15 protein-coding genes and 2 tRNA genes are annotated in these 14,400 nt (G+C 55.1%); 9 read left to right on the top strand and 8 right to left on the bottom strand.

All coding sequences use genetic code 11. The features are described from left to right. Nucleotides 1-399, top strand: a complete 399-nt coding sequence (locus ACFFSY_RS05515; protein WP_377491090.1) for a LytTR family transcriptional regulator DNA-binding domain-containing protein — start codon at nucleotides 1-3, stop codon at nucleotides 397-399. A gap of 130 nt (nucleotides 400-529) precedes the next feature. Beyond that, on the top strand, nucleotides 530-841 hold the full coding sequence (locus ACFFSY_RS05510; protein WP_377491087.1) for a hypothetical protein: 312 nt from the start codon (nucleotides 530-532) through the stop codon (nucleotides 839-841). A gap of 40 nt (nucleotides 842-881) precedes the next feature. On the opposite strand, the gene ACFFSY_RS05505 is transcribed toward ACFFSY_RS05510, so the two are convergent. From ACFFSY_RS05505 to ACFFSY_RS05495, 3 genes are all read right to left on the bottom strand, one after another. Then, nucleotides 882-954 (bottom strand) — tRNA-Val (locus tag ACFFSY_RS05505). Between the two features lie 5 nt (nucleotides 955-959). After that, nucleotides 960-1,035 (bottom strand) — tRNA-Val (locus ACFFSY_RS05500). A gap of 162 nt (nucleotides 1,036-1,197) precedes the next feature. Then, complete coding sequence (locus tag ACFFSY_RS05495) at nucleotides 1,198-1,392, bottom strand: DUF2524 domain-containing protein (protein WP_377491084.1); 195 nt, start codon at nucleotides 1,390-1,392, stop codon at nucleotides 1,198-1,200. Nucleotides 1,393-2,179: 787 nt separating this feature from the next. On the opposite strand from ACFFSY_RS05495, the gene ACFFSY_RS05490 reads away from it, so the two are divergent. Further along, on the top strand, nucleotides 2,180-2,461 hold the full coding sequence (locus tag ACFFSY_RS05490; protein ID WP_377491081.1) for a DUF3892 domain-containing protein: 282 nt from the start codon (nucleotides 2,180-2,182) through the stop codon (nucleotides 2,459-2,461). 73 nt (nucleotides 2,462-2,534) lie between these two features. On the opposite strand, the gene ACFFSY_RS05485 is transcribed toward ACFFSY_RS05490, so the two are convergent. Next, nucleotides 2,535-3,260: an MBL fold metallo-hydrolase gene (locus ACFFSY_RS05485; protein ID WP_377491078.1), complete on the bottom strand. Its 726-nt coding sequence runs from the start codon at nucleotides 3,258-3,260 to the stop codon at nucleotides 2,535-2,537. 186 nt (nucleotides 3,261-3,446) lie between these two features. Between ACFFSY_RS05485 and ACFFSY_RS05480 the strand changes: the two genes are divergently transcribed. The 3 genes from ACFFSY_RS05480 to ACFFSY_RS05470 all read left to right on the top strand — a co-directional run bounded on the left by ACFFSY_RS05480 (nucleotide 3,447) and on the right by ACFFSY_RS05470 (nucleotide 4,845). Further along, complete coding sequence (locus ACFFSY_RS05480; RefSeq protein WP_377491075.1) at nucleotides 3,447-3,659, top strand: hypothetical protein; 213 nt, start codon at nucleotides 3,447-3,449, stop codon at nucleotides 3,657-3,659. 197 nt (nucleotides 3,660-3,856) lie between these two features. Next, nucleotides 3,857-4,420 carry a stalk domain-containing protein gene (locus tag ACFFSY_RS05475; RefSeq protein ID WP_377491072.1) on the top strand — a complete coding sequence of 188 codons (564 nt, stop codon included), beginning with the start codon at nucleotides 3,857-3,859 and terminating at the stop codon, nucleotides 4,418-4,420. Between the two features lie 116 nt (nucleotides 4,421-4,536). Further along, on the top strand, nucleotides 4,537-4,845 hold the full coding sequence (locus ACFFSY_RS05470) for a DUF1292 domain-containing protein (protein ID WP_377491069.1): 309 nt from the start codon (nucleotides 4,537-4,539) through the stop codon (nucleotides 4,843-4,845). A gap of 96 nt (nucleotides 4,846-4,941) precedes the next feature. On the opposite strand, the gene ACFFSY_RS05465 is transcribed toward ACFFSY_RS05470, so the two are convergent. After that, nucleotides 4,942-5,370, bottom strand: coding sequence for a DUF1885 family protein (locus ACFFSY_RS05465; RefSeq protein WP_377491066.1), 429 nt, complete (start codon nucleotides 5,368-5,370; stop codon nucleotides 4,942-4,944). A gap of 130 nt (nucleotides 5,371-5,500) precedes the next feature. Then, nucleotides 5,501-6,970, bottom strand: a complete 1,470-nt coding sequence (locus ACFFSY_RS05460) for an aminotransferase class I/II-fold pyridoxal phosphate-dependent enzyme (protein ID WP_377491063.1) — start codon at nucleotides 6,968-6,970, stop codon at nucleotides 5,501-5,503. 219 nt (nucleotides 6,971-7,189) lie between these two features. Between ACFFSY_RS05460 and ACFFSY_RS05455 the strand changes: the two genes are divergently transcribed. From ACFFSY_RS05455 to ACFFSY_RS05445, 3 genes are all read left to right on the top strand, one after another. Then, nucleotides 7,190-8,449, top strand: coding sequence for an MFS transporter (locus ACFFSY_RS05455; protein ID WP_377491060.1), 1,260 nt, complete (start codon nucleotides 7,190-7,192; stop codon nucleotides 8,447-8,449). 18 nt (nucleotides 8,450-8,467) lie between these two features. After that, on the top strand, nucleotides 8,468-9,655 hold the full coding sequence (locus tag ACFFSY_RS05450) for an MFS transporter (protein ID WP_377491057.1): 1,188 nt from the start codon (nucleotides 8,468-8,470) through the stop codon (nucleotides 9,653-9,655). A 262-nt stretch (nucleotides 9,656-9,917) separates the two neighbouring features. Beyond that, nucleotides 9,918-12,926: an efflux RND transporter permease subunit gene (locus ACFFSY_RS05445; protein ID WP_377491054.1), complete on the top strand. Its 3,009-nt coding sequence runs from the start codon at nucleotides 9,918-9,920 to the stop codon at nucleotides 12,924-12,926. A gap of 130 nt (nucleotides 12,927-13,056) precedes the next feature. Here the strand turns inward: ACFFSY_RS05445 and ACFFSY_RS05440 are convergent, their stop codons facing one another. Together ACFFSY_RS05440 and ACFFSY_RS05435 are read right to left on the bottom strand one after the other, a co-directional pair. Then, a complete protein-coding gene (locus ACFFSY_RS05440; protein WP_377491051.1) occupies nucleotides 13,057-13,731 on the bottom strand; it encodes a YktB family protein in 675 nt (224 codons plus the stop codon). 28 nt (nucleotides 13,732-13,759) lie between these two features. Continuing rightward, nucleotides 13,760-14,299, bottom strand: coding sequence for a PCYCGC motif-containing (lipo)protein (locus ACFFSY_RS05435; RefSeq protein WP_377491048.1), 540 nt, complete (start codon nucleotides 14,297-14,299; stop codon nucleotides 13,760-13,762). Nucleotides 14,300-14,400 lie beyond the last annotated feature (101 nt).

The raw sequence follows: 14,400 nt of genomic DNA, 5'->3' as shown, positions 1-14,400 counted from the left end.
GTGCTGCGTAATAAATACCTAACTGCCGCATTAGACGTTTCTGGAAAAAAAGGACTTGCTCCACCAATAGATATCACATATATCTTGTACATTGAGAAAGATAGTTTTAACGATGCGATAATAGTACATACTAGAGATTTAAAATGCTATCTCCCAGGGACTCTCAAATATTGGGAAGAAGTACTGAACAATACCGGTTACAATTTTCGTACGGTTGACCGGAATATTGTAGTGAATCTTGATTGCATCGTTTATTTGGAGCAAGCGAGCCGGTTAGCTTATTTTGAATGGCCGAAAAGTTCGAATTCCAAGTTTTGTACCATGTCGGACAAACACTTCAAGGCTGTATGCAAATTGCTGAATGGACATGAAGGGGACAGCGCCGTTGCTTACTCCTAAAATCTAAAGCACGTACTTTACCGCCGAAAGCCGGTCCCCCAAGGACCGGCTTTTGGTCATGCCATGTGTTAAAGACAAATCCCACTGCAAGCCGTATAATACATCTATAAGCGAAACGGAGGTAACGCCAATGCCTGGAAATACCCACTGGACTCTGGAGGAGAACGCGATCATCGTCGGCGTTATCCCTGAATATCGATATTTGCTTCATGATCTGGTGGCGGCGAAGCGTGATCCGGCACGGATGCTTGCCCGGAAGCTGCTGGATGCCGATACGTCGAATATGCTGTGGCGGAGAAGGGAAGCGACAGGGCGGGTCAAGGACGAAGAGGACACGATCGCGCAGCATATTGTGCACATGGAGCAGATCGTCGCAGGTGTGTTGGCAGCAGAGCGCGAGAACGAGAAGCCGTGGTTTGGCCTTCTGCCGAGGGAACAATAACAAAAAGAAAACCCTTGTTACCAAGGGTTTTCTAAACGTATGATCTGTAGTGGGCTCGAACCACTGACCCCCACCCTGTCAAGATGGTGCTCTCCCAGCTGAGCTAACAGATCAAATATGGTGATCTGTAGTGGGCTCGAACCACTGACCCCCACCCTGTCAAGATGGTGCTCTCCCAGCTGAGCTAACAGATCATTTCGTATATTTCTTTGTGCTTGTTCCGCAGTGACAATTAATAATATATCAAGTCTGAAAGCGGAAGTCAACACTTTTTAATAAAAAAATAAAAAACTCCAGGCGACAGATAGTTCTGTCACTGGAGTCGCGTTTGCCGTGCTCCCATTGGCTGCAATCTGTTAGCCTTTAGCGCTTGGGATATCGCATTTGTTGGCGATGAATCGAATTTGGTTCTCGAGCCGGTTGATCGCTTCCTGCTGCTCGGTCGAGCTGCTGTCCTCCGCGGCATATAGGGCATCCAGCTGCTGCTTCAGTTGATGAAGATCGCTCGATGCATTCGCGCAATCATAATTGCTTTCTAATTGGTCCAACACGAAAAAGCCTCCTCAGCTGTTTAAGAATGGGTTCTTCGCATAGTATGGTCGCAAAATGTTCAAATATGTACGTTCTACAATGACCGGTCGGATACTAAATCGCGCGCTCGCCTCATATGTATAGATAACTATCGGCGGTGAGAGGCAGGTTGGTGAAGGCGATGGAAGCGGCCCATTTGGCAGTTTGGCTTATTGCGCTGTTCGGGATTGTCGGGGTGGTTAGCTGGTGCGTGGCGAGGATGGTCATTCAGGACACGTTTTCTTATGACGAACCGTTCGTTTGGCGACGAAAGGTATCGAGGTCAGAGACCAAGCATCGAAGAAAATAAGGCGGTTCTCAGCTGCAAATAACATGATCTACCGGCTTCCTTTTTCTATAGAAACGAGATTTCAGATCTCAGCACGATGGACCGTGACGTAGATGACGATATAACGAGACGGACGCTTGCTCATACAGCAATAAAGTTGTATTCAGGTTGGTCTATACTGGCTGCAACGAAAAAATCCGGCGTCCATGAAGGAGGGCCGGATTTTGACTTATTCGTCGTCTTCCCATTTGCGGGAGTAGGCTTTTCTGGTGACCCAAAGGAATAGGCCGGTCAAGCCCAGAACTAGGACGATGGCCAGCACATATACGGTCGTCATCGGATTCTCATCTCCTTGCGCACGTGCGAGGTGTTCCTCTTATCATACTTGAATTACTCGGATAAGAGAAGCGCCGAGAGGGGATGCTAACATGCGAGAGCTTGGCAGCACAAGAAGCTGCGAGCCGAAGGAGGAGACAGCGATGCCGGCAGACGATAACTCATTCCCTCAAGCGGCTGCGGGAGCGGTTCCGGTGGACAATCGGGAAACTTTCGTGGCCGTACAAAAAAATGGGGACGGCGATTTAACCGCATTCCAGACCTCGTCCGGCAGATTGCTCGCCTACAACGAAGCGCTGCAGGAAGTGCAGGCAGGCCGAATCGCGGGCGTGAACGCGTTCAAGGGACGCGACGGCGAAACGTATATACGCGGCGATGCGGACGGCGACCCGTCTAATAATTTGGATAATTTGCCGACGTTCTAACCGACTGCAGAGAGAGCCCGCGCCTTTTTGGCGCGGGCTCTCGACATTCATATAGAATCGTGTAGGGGCATGGCTAGAACGAATAGACATGGTGCTGTTCCACGAACCGCATGGCTCCTGTCATTCCCTCGTAATGCGGCCTCGTATCGTCATAATGCATCAGCCATATCCGCTCTTGCAAATCAACCGGGAGACTGAGCAGCTGTTCAAGCGTCGTGTGGACGACGCCGGGCGGCTTGAGCTGGCAATCGTGAAAAATAACTTCGCAGCCTTCCGCGACGAGCGCATGCAGCAATTCCGCATCGAATTTCATGTCGGCCGAATAGAAAAAGGAACCGTTCATAACATACGAATAACTAGGCTTGCCCGCAATATGTTTCGTTCGAATCGGCCGAATGGTGAGACCGGGAATAATCTCACAGCTTTCGCCTTCCTGAAGCGGGCGAACATCGAAATAGTCGTCCAAAGAACGGAGGTCTTCCTGCATCAGTCCGCCTTTCAACGTCGTTTCCCAAAGCGGCTCGATCAGTGGAGCGGGAACGAACAGGGGTAAGCTCCGTTGGTAGACGAACTTTCGTTGAAACGCGAATTCCTCCATGCCGCCTACATGGTCGGCGTGAATATGGCTGATTACAAGCGCATCGATATCGTTAAACGTCTTGCTAAGCTGATGGAGAGCCAGCGGCGCAGTAATGCCGCAATCCAGCATGGCGGTTTGTCCACCCGAAAACAAAAGCGCATTGTTATTATAGTAGCGTTTGGCAAACGCCGATCCGGTGCCGAGCATTTGGATGTTCAACTTCGATGGCTCCCCCTTGAGCGTTGGGCATTATTACCCAATTTATCATTTCCTCGGCAAATTGAAAAGGCTAATTGTCGAGAAATAAATGATCGTGTCGATATCCTAGCTCCGGTACCCAACCACCCGCCGCGGCATACAATACATCAGCTTTTCATCGAAACCGGGGCAGGTGGTCGACGCGTCATGAGCAAAGCAAAAGGAAAAGGCACGAAAGCCGCGAAAAAAAATCAGCATGCCAATGAGCGCAAGCAAGCGGTATTGAGAGTTGTATTGTCCAGCACGTGCGAGGTGTGCAAAACGCCCTGCGCCAGAGGCATGCGCTATCTGGAGAGCATGCAGCAGCCAGGGGCGGTCGGCAAAGGTGTGCCCTGCATCCTAACGCGCACTTACGTATAGGCAAGGGAAAGGGGCTAGGCAATAGGAAGACTGGTCGAGTGCGGTCTGCACGGGCAGTCGTGGCATTTTGATAAGCATGTGTTTTCTTCTCCCCACTACGGTATTTTACAATAAAAAAGTTTGATCGCCAGCGCAACTTTAGGGACGCGCCGGAGTATAACCTTTCATCCAGACAAACGGGATGGAGGGTTACGATCATGAGGTTCAGAAGGCTTCTCGTCTTGCTGCTGGTGATGTCGTTATGGGGCGGTACGATGATATTTGCCGACTCGGCAGCACAAAAGGTAAGGGTCATCCTCAACGGTACGGAATTGGACGACGCGGGCATCATGGCGGAGGGCAAGACGTACTTGGCCATCAGACAGCTGGCGAACACGCTGCAGTCGATCGTCGTTTGGGATGAAGGCGCGAAGAAGGTTTCCATCTTTAAACCGAATGTGCATATGTTCCTTTTTCAGGACTCAACGATATTCGGCAATGTGAACAAAGGCAACAAGTATACATTCAAAGTGTTTGCCCAAGTAGATAGCTTGACGACGGACATCTCGGCCGTGAAAGTGTCGATCTTCGACCCAGGAGGCACGGAGAAGGTGATCCAATCGGAGAATGAGAAAATTTCGAAGGACAACTTCTGGTTCCGGACAGGGGACGTCAAGTACAATTTCGATCAAGCGGGGAAGTACGCGGTGCGCTTCTATATGAAGCTGAACGCGAGCGACGATTGGAAGCTCGTCTCGGAGAAAGTCATTACCGCGCAGTAACGCGGTATTCAAGCCTTCGGCGGGAGCCTTCGCGAAGGCTCTTTTGTTTGACCGGGCAATACCTCTCATGTTACGATACGAACGAAAGCAATCAGACTTTGAAATGAGGGTATACCATGAGCGAGCATCAACATGACGACAATTGCGGATGTGGCGAAGACCACGAGCATGAGGAGCATGTCTTCGTTGTAACCGACGAAGAAGGAACCGAGCGTGAGATGGTTATGGTCTACACGTTTGAATCGGAAGAGCAAGCATATGCTGTCCTGATTGACCGCAATGATCCGGAGGCTGACGGCGTTATTTTCCGTATTGAAGAAGAGAATGACGAAGCCTTCCTCGTAGGGATCGAAGACGATGCGGAGTGGGATCGCGTTACGCGCATCTACGACGAAATCGCGGCGCGCGAGAACGGACAGGCTTAATAAGCGATACAACAGCAAACACCGGGACCTTGAGGTTCCGGTGTTTTGCGTTGGTTTGGCTGCGGCAGATGCATTCACGAACGCGTGAAGGCATGTTTATTTGCGCGGATTATAATAGATCGTTCGTCCATTAAAGAGACGCAGCTCAGCCTTTAGACTCTTGGCCAGATGCTTGCAAAGCTCATTGCCCTTGGCTTTATCGCCGTGCGTGGCGTCGTCGGGCAACGTAATCTGGATGTAATGCGCGCCGGATGCGGTTGCGTCTTCGCCATGTCGGGTGCCAACGCCGAATAAGATATACCGGTAAAGCGGGTCTTGGCCTTTCAAATAAAACCAGCGGTCTTCCTCGCCGGGTTTGGTCTCGATGCTGTACGGGAATGCCGCTTCTGCGTAGGGCCAGCCTAATTGACGGCCGGTCAACGCGAGCTGTTCGCGATACGTCTGAAGCCGTTCCTTCACTTCCACAAGCGTCAGTTGATTCGTCACGGAGCCGTTCACCAAGGTTATGTAAGCGCTTTGACTCATTCCAACCTCACCCCTCCCCCATCTTAGCATGCCAATCCGGAAGGATACAATATGGAACAGGTACGTCAAAAAGCCGGGAGCACGAAGCTCCCGGCTGTACGAACCGGCGCATACTTGTCGTAATGGCGGCTTAGAAAATCGCTTCTTCTTCGACGATGACTTTGACGTACTGGATGCTGCGGTCTTCCGGACCTTTGACCGGCAGGCCGACTTCGACGTGATCGACGATGTAATCGATGTTCTCTTGCGAGATGACCTCGCCTGGCAGCAGAATCGGGATGCCCGGCGGGTAGACATAGATGAACTCGGCAATAATCCGGCCGGCGGATTCCTTGAACGCTACGACCTCCGTATCGCCGTAGAACGCGTCACGCGGGGTGAGGGAGAGCTGCGGAATTTCCGGAATCTTGACCACGAGCTCCTTCACTTCGTTGCGTCCATTGTGGGCTTCCGCCATCGCACGGAGCGCGGTGACCAACGTATCCACGGAATCCTGCGTATCTCCGGGCGTAACGAGGGCGAGAATGTTGTACATATCGCTCAATTCGACTTCGAGATTGAAGTTGTCCCGCAGCCAGTTCTCGCATTCGTAGCCGGTAATGCCCAGATGGCGTACATGGACGATCACCTTCGTCGGATCGAGATCAAACGTCGCTTCGCCGCCGAGAATTTCTTTGCCTGGGCTGTAGAGGCCCGGAATCTCGTTAATCTGCGCGCGCGCGGCCTGCGCCAGCTCGATCGCGTTGCTTGCGATGGCATGTCCGTTCAACGCCAGATGGCGGCGGGACGTATCAAGCGAGGCAAGCAGGATATAAGAGGTCGACGTCGTCGTCAGCATACTGATGATCGTCTGCACGCGATGTTGATTGACCCGGCCTTTGCGAACGTTCAGCACGGAGCTCTGCGTCATGGAGCCGCCGAGCTTGTGCACGCTGGTGGCGGCCATATCCGCACCGGCTTGCATAGCCGACATCGGCAGGTCCTCATGGAAGTGGATCAGCACGCCGTGCGCTTCGTCGACCAGGACGGGAATGTCGTAGCTGTGAACCAGATCAACGATTTCTTTCAGGTTCGCGCATATGCCGAAGTAGGTCGGGTTAATAACCAATACGGCCTTGGCGTCGGGATGCTTCTCCAGCGCGCGTTTGACGGAGCGGGTCGTAATGCCGTGGTCGATGCCCAGATTGGCATCGCGCGCCGGCGAGATGAAGACGGGTCTTGCGCCGGCGAAGATGATTGCCGACATAATCGATTTATGCACATTGCGCGGCACGATGATTTTGTCGCCCGGCGAGCAGACCGACATGATCATCGTCATGATCGCGCCGCTTGTTCCTTGAACGGAAAAAAGGGTATAATCGGCTCCGAAAGCATCGGCTGCCAATTGCTGCGCTTCTTCGATAACGCCTGTCGGTTGATGCAGGTCGTCGAGTGGCGCGATGTTAATCAAATCTATCGACAGTGCGTTATCGCCGATAAACGCCCGGAATTCAGGGTCGCTGCCCAAGCCTTTCTTATGTCCGGGAATATGGAATTGCACGGGGTTCTGTGCCGCATGCTCGCGCAGTGCGCTGAACAGCGGGGTCCGGGTATGATCCATTTCGCTTCATCCCAGCCTTTCGTCAAATTATCGTCTAACTCGCAAACAAGCTTGAGTATAGCAAAATCAGGGGGGATTGCAAGTAACTTTTTTGTTGAAACTGATGGTGAACAGGAATCCGTGAAGCGTTAGCAGCGGCGCGGCTTTTCCGTTGTTTCCGGAGGGAGCCGGCCTTAAGGCGTCCGCGTTCTTTCCGATTGTACCGAAAGGGGAGTCCATATGAAAATCTCTGCCGGCTGGGCAGGCAAAAAGGTGCTGTCTTCGCCGTTTGTCCTACAGCTACTCATTATCATGTTTTTGGTTGAATTCGTGAAAGGTGCGCTTATGGTGTCCATATTGCCCGTCTACATGGGGACGGTGCTCGGGTTCTCGGCGTATGCCATTGGTTGGGCGCTTGCGCTTCAATATATAGGCGATAACGCGTTTCGCAGCCCCCTCGGATGGATTATCGACCGTCTAGGCTATAGGATGGTTATGTTGTTCGGAGTTATACTGACGTTCGCATCCGTGGCGATCGTATCGCTCACCGAAGGCGTAGGTTGGATCGTGTTGGCCTGCCTCCTGCTTGGCATCGGCACCTCGCCGCTATGGCCCTGCGTCATTACGGGAGCTACGGCGGTCGCGGGCAACGAAGCTAGCGGCTCGATCATGAGCGTCGTGTATATGGCCTGGTTAACGGGCGTCGGGATCGGTCCGGTCGTCATCAACTTTTTTATCCTGCATTCGTTCGCGCCTGCGTTCCGTCTCCTGATCGGCATGATGGTCGTCGTCGTGTTCGTCGCGCTGCTGCTGCCGGGTCGTTCGAAGTCCCGCGAGATCGAGGGCACGGCAGAGCCAGTGATCCATCATGCGGGCGCGGAGCGGAAAGCGCCGCTTGCGGAACGAGTGAGGCGCTACTTCGCTCAGGTCCGAAGCTCGATGCATGCCAGTTGGCTGCTCTACCCGGCCATGTTCATTCAGAATTTCGCGCTCGGGCTGCTAACGCCTGTGCTCACGCTGTATGCCCGCACGGTGCTTCATCTGACGCCCCAGCAATACAGTATGTATCTAGTCGCAGGAGGCGCCGTCACGGTGGTAGGGCTCATTCCGGTAGGCAAGTGGGTCGATAAGGTTGGGACCAAATGGTTTCTCCATGTTGGTTTCATTCTGTCTGCCATCTCGCTGCCCATGCTCGGCTTCACGCGTTCGCTTCCTCTGGTCCTGGCCATCGTGGCAGTCGTCGGACTTGGCTATGCGATGATTATTCCGGCGTGGAACGCCTTGATCGCCGATGCGATTCCGAAATCAGAGCGGGGCGCGGTATGGGGGTTCTTCCTTACAATCGAAGGTCTGGGCGTGGTCGCGGGCAGCATTTTGTCTGGCAGTCTGTTCGATACGTTCGGCCCGCATGCGCCTTTCCTGGTCAGCGGCTCCGTTATGCTGGTCCTGTTTGTTCTTCATTTGTTCATAACCAAGCGCCCGGCGGTTGTGGTACGATAGCGGGGTGGAGGAATGGATATGAAGGATAAACGACTTGGTATCGTCATGCTCATGCTGATGACGACCTTTATCGGGTTCGGCATCATTATCCCGGTGCTGCCAGAGCTGATCAAGGCCTCGAGTCCGGATGCCTACGAGCTGCATACCGGATGGATGCTATCGATTTATTCGGCGATTTCGTTCTTGCTTTCGCCGCTGTGGGGCGGGTTGTCCGACCGGATCGGACGGCGTCCTGTTATTCTTGTCGGGGTGCTTGGTTTTGCCGCAAGTTTCCTCGTCTTCGGTATTGCCGACGGCAATTTGGTGCTCATGTACGTCTCGCGCGTAGTGGGAGGTTTGTTCTCTGGCGCGGTGACATCGGTCATCGTCGCTTATGTAGCGGATATTACGCCGCCTGATCAACGGACGAAGGGGATGGGGCTTGTCGGCATGTCGATCGGCCTTGGCTTCACGATCGGTCCGGGTTTCGGCGGCCTGCTTAGTCTGGTGTCCAATAATACGCCGTTCTACGCCGCATCGGCGCTGGCGCTTGTGACGTTCCTGCTGGCCGTAACGCAGCTGCCGGAGTCGCATCCGCCGGAGAATCGGACCGCTCCCGAGCGCAAAGCGTCCCGTTGGACCGCGTTCACCGGCTCGGTCAAATATTTATACGTGCTGGCGCTGTTCGTCTCGTTCTCCCTTGCAGGTCTGGAGTCGACGCTTCAGTTGTTCGGTATTCAACGCTTCGACGTGAAGCCGCTCGATGTCGGGATCATGTTCCTCGTCTGCGGTTTGGTCGGCGCGCTTGTGCAGGGCGGGGTCGTCAGACGGATGATCCGCAAAGGGGACGAGCCCAAGTATATTGCGATCGGTCTGATTATATCGGCCGTCGGGTTCCTGCTGCTCATTACCGCGCACAGCTTGTGGACCGCTACGCTTTATTTGGCGATATTCGGCATCGGTAACGCGCTGATCCGCCCGTGCGTCACGTCGCTGATCACGCAGAAGACGACTGTCGGGACGGGCGCCGCGTCGGGTCTGAGTTCCTCGATGGACTCGCTCGGCCGGATCGTCGGCCCGCTGCTTGGCACGTTCTTGTTCAAGCTGGACCTGCAGCTGCCGTTTCTGATCGGCGGGCTGTTATCGTTGGCAGCGCTTCTGCTGCTCATGCGCTTCCGCATGCTGGACCGATCCTCGGCGAGGTCCAAGACGACGGCCGCTTCATAGGCGTCCGCGACCGAGGCACGGTGCGCATTCAACGAACTTCATTGCACGAGGTCATCTTCAGCCGTTATTCCGCTTCCCATTAATGGGCAGGCAGAATAACGGTTTTTTGCATGGGCGGATTCCACCTGCAGCCTGAGCAAGTCTCCGTCCCGAGACGGGGGTAAAGATTAGTCTACAGACGTTTTTGAGCGGCAACCGAAAACGGTAAGCTTTAGCAAGAAGTTCTCCGAGTAGAACGATGTTGAAGGGAGCCGAGAGGGGCATGCAAGCAATTACGAAGTGGGCGTTCAAGAACAAGGCGGCGATGATCATCGTCGTGCTGATGGCGCTGATCATGGGCGTGGTCAGCTATTTCCGTCTGCCGATGGAATTTCTGCCGGAAGCGGATAATCCGCAGGTGACGGTAGCGGTAATTGGCCAAGGGTATGACGCGAAATCGATGGAATCTCAGGTCACCGCTAAGCTGGAGGACGCGCTTCAGTTTACGAAAGGCAAGACGTCGATGGAGTCCACGACAGGGAACGGTTTCTCGCAAATCAACCTGAATTTCGATTCCGACACGAATATGAAGGAGGCAAAGGCGGAGATCGAGCGCGCGGCGGCGGCCGTCCAGCTGCCGGAGAACGTATCCGCGCCATATGTCGTACAATTCAATACCTCGATGATTCCGATCTCCTGGGTGACGTTCGCGTTCGATGCCAACATGAGCAAGGCGGATCGCGAACAAGCCGAGAAGAACATCGTTAACGAGTTCAAAAAAATCGATGGCGCGGGCGAAGTCAGCTTGAGCGGCAGATCGCAGCCTGCCATATCGATCGCACCGGACACGAAGAAGCTGGCCGCGAAGGGCATTCCGGTTCAAGCGCTAATGGGCGTGCTGCAGAACCGTTCGTCGCAAGCGGCCGTCGGGGAGAAGGATATTGCCGGCGTATCGAGCAATCTGAATGTTAGCGCCGATATTGCCGATTTGGAGACGCTTCGCAAGCTGCCGGTCGCGCCGGGCGTTGCGCTTGCCGACGTAGCCGAAGTCAAGCTGAGCGAGCAGCAGGAGAGCATCAGCAGCTTGGGAGGCAAGGACGTCATGATGCTGACGATCTCCAAGACGGCGAATGCCAACGCGGTAACGGTAGGCGAGGATGCGGAAGCGCTGGCGGACAAGATCAACAAGGAGATGAAGGGCGTCGAAGCCAAGGTGCTGCTGAGCACGGCGGAGCAGGTCGTGCATTCCGTCAACTCCATGATGCGGGAAGTCTTGATGGGCGCGCTGTTCGCGACGATCGTCATCCTGCTGTTCATGCGCAACATTCGCGCAACGCTGGTCACGATCGTGTCGATCCCGCTATCGCTCGGCATAACGCTTTATCTGCTGCACGCTTCGGGCGTAACGCTGAACATTATTACGCTTGGCGGCGTAGCGGTAGCGGTTGGACGTTTGGTTGACGATAGCATCGTCGTTATCGAGAACATTTACAGACGTCTGCAGAAGGAGTCGTTCTCGCCACAGCTGATCATCGATGCGACTAAGGAAGTCGCGTCGGCGATAACGTCCTCCACGCTCGTTACGGTCGCGGTATTCCTGCCGCTCGGATTGCTTAGCGGTTCGCTGCAGGCGTTCCTGCTTCCGTTCGCGCTGACGGTCACGTATTCGCTTCTGGCTTCGCTGCTCGTCGCGCTGACCGTCGTCCCGCTGCTGAGCGCCGTATTCCTCCGCGGCACGCGGATGGTGGAGCATGAAGGGTCGAAGCGGTTCGCCCGTTTCCTGACTTGGAATCTGAAGCATAAGTGGGTGCCGTTAATTATCGCGGGTCTTCTGCTCGTCGGCTCGCTTGGCGCATATGTCGTCATGCCGAAAGCGGCATTGGATTCGTCCAGCGCGGAGAGAGTAAACGTCACGCTGGAGTATCCGTCGAAGACGCCGCACGCGCAGGTGCTGGAGAATGGGCGGAAGCTCGAGACGCTTCTCAACGATCGCAGCGAAGTGGATTGGGTCATGATGATGAACGGGAACAGCGCGGATAATGCCAAGTACGGCGAAGTTTCCTCCTTAACGCTCGTGACGTATATGGTGCACATCAAAGAAGGCGCAGACGCCGAGAAGGTAATCGACGCCGTCAAAGCGGAGCGTTCGAACTACGCTGGCGCGGAGCTGAACGCGTCGGCAGGCAGCATGATGGGGGGCGGCAGTTCCTCGAGCGTAACGATCGATATTATCGGCGACGACCCGAACGCGTTGGAGGACGGGGCCGAGCAGGTCATGGCCGCCATTAAGCCGGTGAAGGATGTCCTAAAAATCAAGTCGAACCAGGAGGAGAAGAAATCGGTCTATACGTTCGAGTTGGATCCGGTCAAAGCAAAGGGCGGCGAAATCGCAGCTCAGCTTCAGGCGATGCTCAATCCGATCCCTGTCGGGTCGATTGCCTTCGAAGGCCGCCAAACCCCAGTCATCCTGCAGCCTTCGGTTAACCCGGCAACGGTAGCCGATTTGAATGGCCTGACGGTCATGGCGGACAGCGGGCCGGTTCCGGTATCTACGGTTGCAAAATTGACCCAAGCGGAAGAGGCGACGACCTTCTACCACAAAGACGGCAAGCTCTACATTCGAGTGACCGCGGACGTCGAGCCGAGCCAGCTGTCGGTGGCCGGGGCGGAAATCACGAAGAAGGTGGATGCGCTCAAAGCGCCGGAAGGCGTGGAATTCGTTATCGGCGGGGCGTCCGCCCAGCAAGCGAGCGACTTCGCGGATCTCGGCATGACCGCGCTCATCTCGATCGGAATCGTGTACCTGATCATGGTCATTACGTTCCGCACGCTGCGGGCGCCGCTCGCAATCATGTTCTCGCTGCCGCTGGCGGCAATTGGCGCCATCGTCGGGCTGCTCGTCTCCGGTATCTCGCCGGACTTCACGGCGGCGTTCGGCGCCCTCATGCTGGTCGGTATCGTCGTCACCAACGCGATCGTGCTGATCGATCGGGTGAAGCAGAACGAGGAGACGATGACGGTGCGCGATGCGCTTGTCGAAGCGGCTTCCACGCGGATGCGCCCGATTCTCATGACGGCCGTCGCGACGATTTGCGCCATGCTGCCGCTCGTATTCGGTTCGGCCGAAAGCGGAAGCATCGTGTCCCAAAGCTTGGCGATCGTCGTTATCGGCGGCTTGACGGCCGCAACGGTCCTCACGCTCGTCATCGTGCCGGTGATCTACGAACTGTTCTTCTTCCGGAAGTCGAGAAAAGAACGCCGCGCGGCCGGACGTATCGAGCATGCCGCATAATTGAGCGATTTCGCATGGTATGCGTGAACGATAGGACAAAAAAAGAGCACCGTCCCTCTTGGGATGGTGCTCTTTGGCATTTCGTATATCCAACTGAAGCTGACAAGACATCTTGGTGTAACGCGCAACCTTACCAAGACATTTTGTATAGGGGCAGCACGGTGCGGAACGTCTCCAGCGCTTTGGCGACAAAGGCTTCGCCGTCTTGCAGCAGCGGATCTTGGCGGTCGATGATGATCCCGCAGAGCGCTTCGGATGCTTTGACCTTCTTCAGTCGTTCCAATAACGCGCGCAAGCCTGCCTCGCCGAGATCGCCCTGCAGATCGCCGCCGGGCACCATATGATCTCCAGACCATACATAATGTGTTGGGATATGCGTCAGGATGTCGTCGATTTGCTTCAGCGCGTTATCGGCGAACACCATTTTCTTATCCGATTCGTAAATAATGGCGAACTGGACGAACACATGGGAGCCGAACAGGCCGATTTGAAAGTGCGGGAACGCTTTGTAGCCGCGTTTGTTCGGGGCGTAAGCGACCCAAGTATCGTTCGGCGGGTTGATGGTGCGGCGCGCGTGTTTGGCGACGTGCGGGTAGATCGTTTCGCCGCATAGTTCGGTCAGCGCCGGCGCGAGGCGGTCGCCGAGTTCGAATAGCTTAGGCCGAATCCGCTCGATGAGCAGCGACATGCGTGCTTCCAAGCCCGGAGCGGCGAACACGTCGAAGTCGTCTTGGTTGAATCCGGCAAAAGGCGTATGCGAAGCGCTCTCCGGAAGGGATGCATGTTGTTCGTGTGCGATTGTCATCGGTGCGTATACCTCTCTTCGTTGTTCGTTAGGGTGCAGGCGGCTGCGGGGTATCTGTCGCATATTGAGCTTGCGAGCTGTATTTGGTTTCGATCGCGCTGCGAATGTCCGCGATGCTCTTGCCTTCCTGTTTCATGACGGCAGCTTGGACCGCGATCTCCATGCACGTGCCGCAGCGGGTGCCATGATCGTCCCACGTCACGGAACCGTCTGCGTTCGTTTCGTGGATGAAGCATTCCAAATTGCTGCGGTGGCCGGCCGAATCGCCACATCCGCAATAGCAGGGAATGAAGGCGAGCACGTCCTGCGAAGCCGCCGCCGCTTGATAAGACTGGACAATCACGCTGTGAGCATCGGTCAGGAAAGCTGGCAGCGTCTGGGCGCCGGCAGTCGTCTGCCGCAAATCGCCATTGGCCATGTGTGCGTCTTCGTGGCCCGCATGGGCGCTTGCGTTGGTCGTCTCGTCCTTACCTCCGGCACAGCCGCTCAGCGAGATTGCGAGCGCTGCCGCGCAGGTACCATAGATGAATGTTCGGCGTAATACTAGCAATGCCTGATTAGGATTCATAAGCCACTTCCTTCCACCGCTGTTGCTTAAAGCCGCGGTTGCAATCGACCGCATAATCCGATACAGTCTAGTCTAGTTGAAGCGTTACGCTTTGTCCAATT

The organism is Paenibacillus aurantiacus, assembly GCF_042431225.1.
GTDB classification, from domain to species: Bacteria; Bacillota; Bacilli; order Paenibacillales; family Paenibacillaceae; genus Paenibacillus_Z; species Paenibacillus_Z aurantiacus.
Note: the sequence above shows the minus strand (reverse complement) of the source record. Positions and strands in the feature narration are given on the sequence as shown.

What these genes read in the sequence shown, in the direction of transcription:
- ACFFSY_RS05510 (WP_377491087.1), top strand. Translation starts at nt 530, where the DNA reads ATGCCTGGAAATACCCACTGGACTCTGGAGGAGAACGCGATCATCGTC.
- ACFFSY_RS05490 (WP_377491081.1), top strand. Translation starts at nt 2,180, where the DNA reads ATGCCGGCAGACGATAACTCATTCCCTCAAGCGGCTGCGGGAGCGGTT.
- ACFFSY_RS05480 (WP_377491075.1), top strand. Translation starts at nt 3,447, where the DNA reads ATGAGCAAAGCAAAAGGAAAAGGCACGAAAGCCGCGAAAAAAAATCAG.
- ACFFSY_RS05475 (WP_377491072.1), top strand. Translation starts at nt 3,857, where the DNA reads ATGAGGTTCAGAAGGCTTCTCGTCTTGCTGCTGGTGATGTCGTTATGG.
- ACFFSY_RS05470 (WP_377491069.1), top strand. Translation starts at nt 4,537, where the DNA reads ATGAGCGAGCATCAACATGACGACAATTGCGGATGTGGCGAAGACCAC.
- ACFFSY_RS05465 (WP_377491066.1), bottom strand. Translation starts at nt 5,370, where the DNA reads ATGAGTCAAAGCGCTTACATAACCTTGGTGAACGGCTCCGTGACGAAT.
- ACFFSY_RS05460 (WP_377491063.1), bottom strand. Translation starts at nt 6,970, where the DNA reads ATGGATCATACCCGGACCCCGCTGTTCAGCGCACTGCGCGAGCATGCG.
- ACFFSY_RS05455 (WP_377491060.1), top strand. Translation starts at nt 7,190, where the DNA reads ATGAAAATCTCTGCCGGCTGGGCAGGCAAAAAGGTGCTGTCTTCGCCG.
- ACFFSY_RS05450 (WP_377491057.1), top strand. Translation starts at nt 8,468, where the DNA reads ATGAAGGATAAACGACTTGGTATCGTCATGCTCATGCTGATGACGACC.
- ACFFSY_RS05445 (WP_377491054.1), top strand. Translation starts at nt 9,918, where the DNA reads ATGCAAGCAATTACGAAGTGGGCGTTCAAGAACAAGGCGGCGATGATC.
- ACFFSY_RS05440 (WP_377491051.1), bottom strand. Translation starts at nt 13,731, where the DNA reads ATGACAATCGCACACGAACAACATGCATCCCTTCCGGAGAGCGCTTCG.
- ACFFSY_RS05435 (WP_377491048.1), bottom strand. Translation starts at nt 14,299, where the DNA reads ATGAATCCTAATCAGGCATTGCTAGTATTACGCCGAACATTCATCTAT.